Source organism: Mesorhizobium sp. M4B.F.Ca.ET.089.01.1.1 (assembly GCF_004022605.1).
In the GTDB taxonomy this organism is placed as follows: Bacteria; Pseudomonadota; Alphaproteobacteria; order Rhizobiales; family Rhizobiaceae; genus Mesorhizobium; species Mesorhizobium abyssinicae.
The window spans coordinates 1-1,266 of record NZ_RZOS01000857.1 but is presented as its reverse complement, the minus strand read 5'-3'; the positions used below and the strand labels follow the sequence as shown (position 1 = coordinate 1,266).

The 1,266-nt window shown below is 65.9% G+C and carries 1 protein-coding gene and 1 pseudogene; both read left to right on the top strand.

The window, feature by feature from the left end; genetic code table 11:
• On the top strand, positions 1-275 hold a 275-nt coding region (locus EN780_RS34535), incomplete at its 5' end, for a hypothetical protein (protein WP_210215081.1).
• Positions 275-1,266, top strand: a pseudogene (locus EN780_RS34530) (helicase); the annotation flags it as partial. The gene EN780_RS34535 and the pseudogene EN780_RS34530, both read left to right, overlap by 1 nt.

Sequence of the window (1,266 nt, the reverse complement as noted above, 5' to 3'; positions counted from 1 at the left end):
GCCACGGCGGGAGGTGCCTCGCGGGAGATCCCGCCGTGGCGAAGTTCTGGGTTCTGGGCCGCCGGCAACGTGCGATGCGCCTCGACCTGTCTAAGGGCATCGCCAGCTTCCCGATCACGGTCCGGCCGCCTGGCCTCATCGACCGCGCCCTGGTCGTCTGTTCCGGCATGCTACCGACCGTCGCGGAGCGGCGGCTCGTTTACTCCGGGGTCACCGCCCCGGTTGCAGCGGCAATATCAGATGCCCTGCGAACTATTGGGGAGAGAGGGAAGTAATGACGAACCCGGTTTCGATCTTCGAGCGCATGCGCGACATCTATCTGCGCTACCTGGATAGCCCCTTCGACCTCCGCTACGACAGCTTGGTCGCCGAGCGTCGCGCGCTTCTCGATGCCGATGGCCACCTGTACCGCCGCCCGCTTATCGAGCCGGCGCCACCATACGCCACGAGCGGCCGCAACTTCGCCTCCGCGGCGGCCGACATCCTCGGCGGACTCCTCCCGTCCCAGCTCATCACCGACATATCGGATTTCGTGTCGCAGGGCCTGTTTCCCGCGGCGCTTGTCGCCGAATCCTCCGGATGGGGAGCTCCCGGAGCCGCGCCGGCCGAGCATGACTGGTGGAATCACGACGGTCCGTCCGGACAGCGATACCATCCGCGCGTCTCTCAGCGGGGCCACGAGGATCCCGCGACCCGCCCGCCGGCGATGCGTGCTTTGGTGATGTATCCGCTGAACGCGCTGGCGGAAGACCAGCTCGTCCGCCTCCGCCTGGGCTTTGACAGCGACCATGCAAAAAACTGGCTCGACAGCCACCGCCGCGGCAACCGGCTCTATTTCGGCCGCTACACCGGCCGCACGCCGGTCGCAGGCGATCCGTCATCCTCGGGCAAAGAAGCAGAGCTGCGGCGTGAGCTCGCATCGCTAGAGCGAGATGCCTTGGCCGTCGCCGGATCACCCGAAGCCGCCCGCTTCTTCCAGAGCATGGAGGGTGCGGAGATGTGGTCCCGGTGGGACATGCAGGACAGCCCGCCTGACATCCTGATCACGAACTACAGCATGCTGAACATCATGCTGATGAGAGGTGTCGAGGCCCCCATCTTCGATGCCACCCGTCATTGGCTGGGACTCGACCCGCGGAATGTATTCCATCTCGTAGTCGACGAGCTGCACACCTACCGGGGCACCCCTGGAACCGAGGTGGCCTACCTTCTGCGGGTGCTGCTGGATCGACTCGGGCTTCACCCTGACCACGACCAGCTCCGCAT